This is a genomic window from Frankia sp. AgKG'84/4, from assembly GCF_023242965.2.
Taxonomy (GTDB): Bacteria; Actinomycetota; Actinomycetes; order Frankiales; family Frankiaceae; genus Frankia.
In genome coordinates this window covers 1-5,996 of record NZ_JALKFU020000320.1, presented here as the reverse complement: position 1 = coordinate 5,996, position 5,996 = coordinate 1, and the positions used below count along the sequence as shown (strand labels likewise).

The 5,996-nt window shown below is 70.6% G+C and carries 6 protein-coding genes; 4 read left to right on the top strand and 2 right to left on the bottom strand.

The window, feature by feature from the left end:
- Window positions 1–778: AraC family transcriptional regulator (locus tag MXD58_RS17985; RefSeq protein ID WP_250609615.1), on the bottom strand; the 778-nt coding region annotated here is incomplete at its 3' end.
- Between the two features lie 147 nt (window positions 779–925).
- On the opposite strand from MXD58_RS17985, the gene MXD58_RS17980 reads away from it, so the two are divergent.
- On the top strand, window positions 926–2,182 hold the full coding sequence (locus tag MXD58_RS17980; RefSeq protein ID WP_248840626.1) for an amidohydrolase family protein: 1,257 nt from the start codon (window positions 926–928) through the stop codon (window positions 2,180–2,182).
- A gap of 42 nt (window positions 2,183–2,224) precedes the next feature.
- Here MXD58_RS17980 and MXD58_RS17975 read toward each other — a convergent pair whose 3' ends face one another.
- A complete protein-coding gene (locus tag MXD58_RS17975; RefSeq protein WP_248840627.1) occupies window positions 2,225–2,716 on the bottom strand; it encodes a YbaK/EbsC family protein in 492 nt (163 codons plus the stop codon).
- Between the two features lie 625 nt (window positions 2,717–3,341).
- On the opposite strand from MXD58_RS17975, the gene MXD58_RS30755 reads away from it, so the two are divergent.
- The 3 genes from MXD58_RS30755 to MXD58_RS17960 all read left to right on the top strand — a co-directional run.
- Window positions 3,342–4,349 carry an effector-associated domain EAD1-containing protein gene (locus tag MXD58_RS30755; RefSeq protein ID WP_248840628.1) on the top strand — a complete coding sequence of 336 codons (1,008 nt, stop codon included), beginning with the start codon at window positions 3,342–3,344 and terminating at the stop codon, window positions 4,347–4,349.
- A gap of 233 nt (window positions 4,350–4,582) precedes the next feature.
- Window positions 4,583–5,614, top strand: coding sequence for an effector-associated domain EAD1-containing protein (locus tag MXD58_RS30750; protein WP_248840629.1), 1,032 nt, complete (start codon window positions 4,583–4,585; stop codon window positions 5,612–5,614).
- Window positions 5,615–5,702: 88 nt separating this feature from the next.
- Window positions 5,703–5,996 (top strand): P1 family peptidase (locus MXD58_RS17960; protein WP_250609614.1); only part of this gene is annotated, 294 nt, incomplete at its 3' end.

Genomic DNA, 5,996 nt, shown 5'->3' with positions numbered 1-5,996 from the left:
GCCCGGAGGGCGCGGGCGGCGCTGACGCGCGGTGCCGATAGGCGGACGGGGTCTCGCCGCAGCGCTCGGCGAAGGCGCGGGCGAACGCGCTGGCGCTGTCGAACCCGACCGCGGTCGCCACGTCGAGGACGGTCGGCCCGGGCTCGGCAAGCAGCGCCATCGCCCGCAGCAACCGGGCTCGCAGCAGATAGGCGCGCCAGGGGACGCCGAGCGAGGCCTGGAACTGGCGGCGCAGCGACCGCTCGGAGATCCCGACGGCCCGCGCCACCCCGGCCGCGCTGACCGTGGCCAGGTGCTCGCGGGTGTACGCGGCGGCGGCGGCGACGATCGGGTCGGTCGCGGTGGGCAGGCTCAGCGGAGCCTCGTGGTCGAGGGCCTCGGTGACGAGATGGCCCAGGGTGCGGAAGAAGCCGTCGGCCATCGGGTCGGGCCGCGCGCCGACGATCGGCCAGCGCTGGGCGTAGATCATCATCTCGCGGATCAGGGGTGGCACCGCGAGGATGCGGGCCCGGTCGCCTGGCTGGGCGATGAGCGCGGGGTCGAACAGCACGGCGATCGAGCGCACCGAGGCCTTCATCGTCGTCGTGTGCTCCAGGCCGGCCGGAATCCAGGCGGCCTGCTGGGGTGGCAGCAGGTAGTGGGCGGCGGCGGTCTCGACCTCGATCACGCCGTTGACGGCGTACTCGATCTGGTGCAGGTCGTGGGAGTGCCAGCCGGTGACCAGATCACCGCCTTCGAACAGGTAGCTGCCGCCGAGGCCATGGCCGCCCTGGCGCATGTCGACCAGACCATGCCGGACTGGTTCGGCTGTGGCCGGTTCTGCATGAATTCTGGCCGGAGCTGCGGAGACGGTCATGCTTCGTCAGCGTACAACGGGGTTAGCGGTAGATGACGGACGACCAGAGCCGACGAACGAGGAGTGGCGATGAACATCGACGACATGGTGCTGGTGAGCATCGACGACCACGTGGTCGAGCCGCCCGACATGTTCCGTGACCACGTCCCGGCGGGGCTGGCCGACCAGGCCCCGCACGTCGTCACGAATGACCAGGGCGTCGATGAGTGGATCTACCAGGGTCGGGTGACCGGGGTCAGCGGGCTGAACGCGGTGGTGTCCTGGCCGGCGGAGGAGTGGGGGCTCGATCCTGCCGGGTTCGCCGAGATGCGCCCCGGGGCGTACGACATCCACGACCGGGTCCGCGACATGGACCGCAACGGCATCCTCGCCTCGATGTGCTTTCCGACGTTCGCCGGTTTCAGCGCGGGCCATCTCAACCATTACAAGACCGACACCACCGTCGTCATGATCCAGGCGTACAACAACTGGCACATCGACGAGTGGGCGGGCACCTACCCGGGCCGGTTCATCCCGCTGGCGCTGCTGCCGACCTGGGACCCGCAGCTGATGGTCAACGAGATCCGCCGGGTCGCGGCGAAGGGCTGCCGAGCGGTCAGCCTGCCCGAGCTACCGCATCTGGAGAAGCTGCCGAGCTACCACGACCTGGATTTCTGGGGCCCGGTCTTCCAGGCGCTGTCCGACCACGGACTGGTGATGTGCCTGCACATCGGCACCGGGTTCGGCGCCCTGAAGCTCGCGCCGGACGCGCCGATCGACAACATGATCATCCTTGCTGCCCAGATCTCCTCGCTGAGCGCGCAGGACCTGCTGTGGGGCCCAGCGATGCGTACCTACCCGCAGCTGAAGTTCGCCTTCTCGGAGGGCGGCATCGGGTGGATTCCGTTCTACCTTGACCGCTGCGACCGGCACTACACGAACCAGCGCTGGCTGCGCCGGGACTTCGGCGGCAAGCTGCCGAGCGAGGTGTTCCGGGAGCACGCCCTGGCCTGCTACGTCACCGACCCGACGTCGCTGCGGCTGCGCCGAGAGATCGGCATCGACAACATCGCGTGGGAGTGCGACTACCCGCACTCGGACTCGATCTGGCCGACGGCCCCGGAGTTCGTGCACGACGAGCTCACGAACGCCGGCGCCACCGACGCGGAGATAGACAAGATCACCTGGCAGAACGCCTGCCGGTTCTTCAACTGGGACCCGTTCGTCGAGCTCCCGAAGCCCCGGGCGACGGTCGGTGCCCTGCGGGCCACCGCGACCGACGTGGACACCGCCATCCGCTCCCGCAAGGAGTGGGCGCGCCTCTACGCCGAGCGCCAGTCGGTCTGACGGAGGTCAGCGATCACAGTGCCGTCGCCCGGACGCCGGCGCTCAGGCGGTGGTGCGGCTCAGTGCGACGGTGAGGACCGTGTGCTCGGGCAGGATCTCGGTGATCTTCCCGGGGATACGGAAGACAGCGTGCGGAGTGCCGGCGGCGGCCCAGACCTCGTCGAAGTCGAGCAGGTCTTCGTCGACGAACAGGTCGGACGCCTCCCGGTGACCGATCGGCGGGACGCCGCCGATCGGGAATCCGGTCACCCGCCGCACGAAAGCGACGTCCCCCATGGCGATCGGATGGCCCAGCGCCGCGCCGACCCGCGCCACGTCCACCCGGTTCGATCCGCTGGCGAGCACGACGACGGGCGCGTCGGTCGCCGTGTTCCGGAAGACCAGGGACTTGACGATCTGCCCCTGCGCGCAGCCGAGGGCCCGTGCGGCCTCGTCCGCCGTGTGCGTGGAGTCCGGCAGCTCGGTGACCGTCAACCCCAGACCGCGTTGTTCAAGTAATTCCTGGAACTGCCGGGCACGTTTGCTCAGGCTCACGAGGCGTCTACTCCATCAGGTTGGCGAACCGAATTCCCAGGTGCCGGCCGACGGTACCAATCCGATCGGTGCCCCGTATTCGCTTTCGCAAGTCTCCGGCGGCGCCGGCCGAACCCGGCGCCGCCGGTCGGTGCGTCAGTCGGGAAGGCCGGCGTGTCGGTCGAGGAACTCCCCGGCCGCGGCGGCGGTCATCGCGTCCAGGTACTCGTCGATGTGGGCCCGAGCGGCGGCCGGCCGCCGCTGAGCACGCCCAGACTCGCCACCTGCTTGGTGAGCACCCCCTGGACTGCGCAACGGGAGAAGCAGAAGTGCCCACAGTAGAATCGCCTCCGGTGCGTCGCGGAGGGAGAGACGGATCGCTGGAATTCCTTCCGGTTCCGAGGCGGAACACCTGGGCTCCGGGTTCCTCTCGCTGGGCCTGTCCGTTCTGGGGCTCGCCTCCGCCGTACTCGGGCTGAGTATCTTCGCCATCCCGCTCGCGTCCGCGCGGCCGCGGGGTGCGAGTCGGCGCCAGCTCCGCCGTGCGCGGGCGCGTCTCGAGGTCGTGGCAGGCGCCCTGGAAGCCGCGGCGGACTCTCTGCCTTCGGACTCTCTGCTTTCGGACCCACTGCCGGCGGATCTCGTGGTGGACAGCGTCGCGCGGCGCGGCCGGCTCGTGACGCGCACCCTCGTGCTGTCCCTGCCGCCGTTCGCGATCATGTCCGTTGGTTTTCTGCTTACCTGCTGGGGGATCCTGCTGCGCGACTCGGCCCGGTCCGACAGCGTTCCGACGATCGCGCTCGTCCGGGTTCTCGTCGTCGCCGTGGTCTATCTGCTGTTCCTCGCGGCGGTCGTCGCCATTCAGCGGGTGGTGTGGAACCGGTACCCGCGCTACTTCGCCGCGCACCACCTGCTGCGAACTCTCGAAATCCTGCTGTCACTGACGGCGGACGGTGCGGACGGTGCGGACGGTGCGGACGGTGCCAGCGTCGACGTCGACAGGGCTCGTGAGGAGGGCATAGCCACTCTCGGCCAGTCCGCTCGGTACCTGCGCCGCCTGGTCGGCCGGCGCGTGCCGAACATGGCCCGGGCGGAGCTGGTCGACGTCCGCCAGCGGGCGGCGGAGCTGTCCGCGGCGGTCACGTCGCACCAGCGGGTCCTGACCTACGGCTCACGCGAGGAGATCGTCGCGGTCGTCCCGGCCGTGGCGCGCACGTTGGCCGCGCTGGTCGAACACCGCTGGCCGGGGCTGGAGCCGGGGCCGGGGCCGGGGCCGGTCGAGGGCGGGAACGGGGCCGGCGGCCGGGTCTGGAACGCCGACGACGTGGATCGCCTCCAGCACGAACTGGCGACCATCTACACCACCTCCGGCTCCGCGGATCCGCTGTTGACGCCGCTGGGCTATGGACCCGAACGGCGGCCGAGCATCGACCATCACTCTCCGGCGGTGGCCTGGCATCAGATCTTCCACGAATTCCGCCAGGGCGCCGTCGCGGACCCGTGGCCCAGGCTGCTGGCTGGTGCGCTGGCGGCGCGCCCCGCCAATCCGGTGCTGGTCGAGCTGGCCCGCCACCATCGCGTTGCGCCTCGCCCGGCGGGAAGCACCTCCCGTCGTCTGCCGGTAAGGCCCTCCTGGTCCCGACCACTGCGCTGAGCCGTTCTGTCGGGTATACCGCCGTATGATCGGCATTCGGTCCGGAGCTGCGGGGAGGGAAGATCGGTACCGGTTCCGGCGGGTCGGCGGCGGCCTCGTGGCTTGTCTTTCTGGGTTCCTCTGTCCTGCAGCTGTCGATTGTCATGATCGCCATGACCATGTGTTTCTGCCCGCTGGCGGCCTCTCGGCTCTGGGGCGTCGGCCGGCGACAGAAGCGGCGTGCGCGAGCGCGGGTGGCCGCGGTCGATCGCGAGCCGAACGGCGGGGAAGTGTCGTGGGAGAACGACCTGCTCGTCGCTGATCTTGCCGAGCGTGCCCGGTTCTACGCCCGGACGAAGTGGCTTTTCTTTCCCCCTTTCGTTCTCTCGACGCTTGGCACCGTTCTCCTGGTCGGCGGCGTCTTCCTGCGTAACACCCCGCCCCACGGAACAACCTTCCTGCTGCTGAAGGTGTTCGGGATCTTCGGCGTCTACGGGCTCCTCAGCGCGCTCCAGGTCCTCGTCGGACATGGAGTTTGGCGGCAGCAGCCGCGTATCGCCGCCGTGCATCATCTGATGGCGGCCCTCGAACGGGTGCTCGCGCTGCGAGCGGACGGTCCGCGGGCGGCGGCGGAACTCGACGGGGTTCGCCTTGGCGCGGCCGCGGACCTCGGGCTGGCGGCCCGATACCTGCGCCGCATGATCGAGCAGAAGGTGCCGTACGTGGGTGGTGTTGAGCGCGGCAACATCCGGGCCCGGTCGATCGAGCTGGCCCGGCAGATCAGCCGGCATCAGGAGCGACTCGCGAGCGGTTCCCGGTCCGAGATCATCGAGCTGGCTCCGGTTCTCACGAGCGCGCTCGGTGATCTCGTCGAGCAGCGGTTCAACGCTCTGGTCACGAACGTTTCGGTCCTCCCGGAGGCGGCGGACGGCCCCCCGTTCACCGCCCAGGACCTCGCGGGGTTCCGGGACGAGATGGCGCGGGTCCACCCCACCTCGGCCGGCGGCGGCCGGGTGCTCGACGCGATCGGGTTCCCGGTGGAACTGCGGCCGAACATCGACAACTTCACCCCCCTCGACGCGTGGGGGATGATCTTCCACAGTCTTGAGAACGGCGTGGTGCCCGATCCCTACCGGCGACTGCTCGCGGTCGTTCTGCGCTACCACCCCGCCAACGAGATCTTCAGGGCGCTGGCAGCCAGCCACCGGGTGGTGGCCGCCCCGCCCAGGATCCGGCCCGCCCCCTCGTCGGCGCGCCGGATCCTGCGACGCTGGCTGTCGTGGTGACGAGGCCCGCCGCCGTGGGCCGCCCCCGGCGGCGGGCCGTGGATGTCCCTGCTTGTCGCTCCCCGTGGGCCGTGCGAGGCTCCGAGCGGTGGGGATCGGGGTGGACGGGGTGCGGGTCGGGCACTGGACCGATCCGGTGGGGCTGACCGGCTGCACGGTCGTGGAGCTGCCGCCGGAGACCGTGGCCTCGGGGGAGGTGCGCGGCGGGGCGCCGGCGTCACGGGAGTTCGACGTGCTCGCGCCGGGGAGGACCGTCGTCGGCGTCGACGCCGTGCTGCTCACCGGTGGCTCGGCATTCGGGCTGGCCGCCGCGGACGGGGTGATGCGCCATCTCGTCGAGCGCGGCCGCGGGGTGCCGACGGCGGCCGGGCCGGTCCCGATC

Coding starts and splice junctions, on each gene's coding strand:
- MXD58_RS17980 (WP_248840626.1), top strand. CDS start 926: ATGAACATCGACGACATGGTGCTGGTGAGCATCGACGACCACGTGGTC.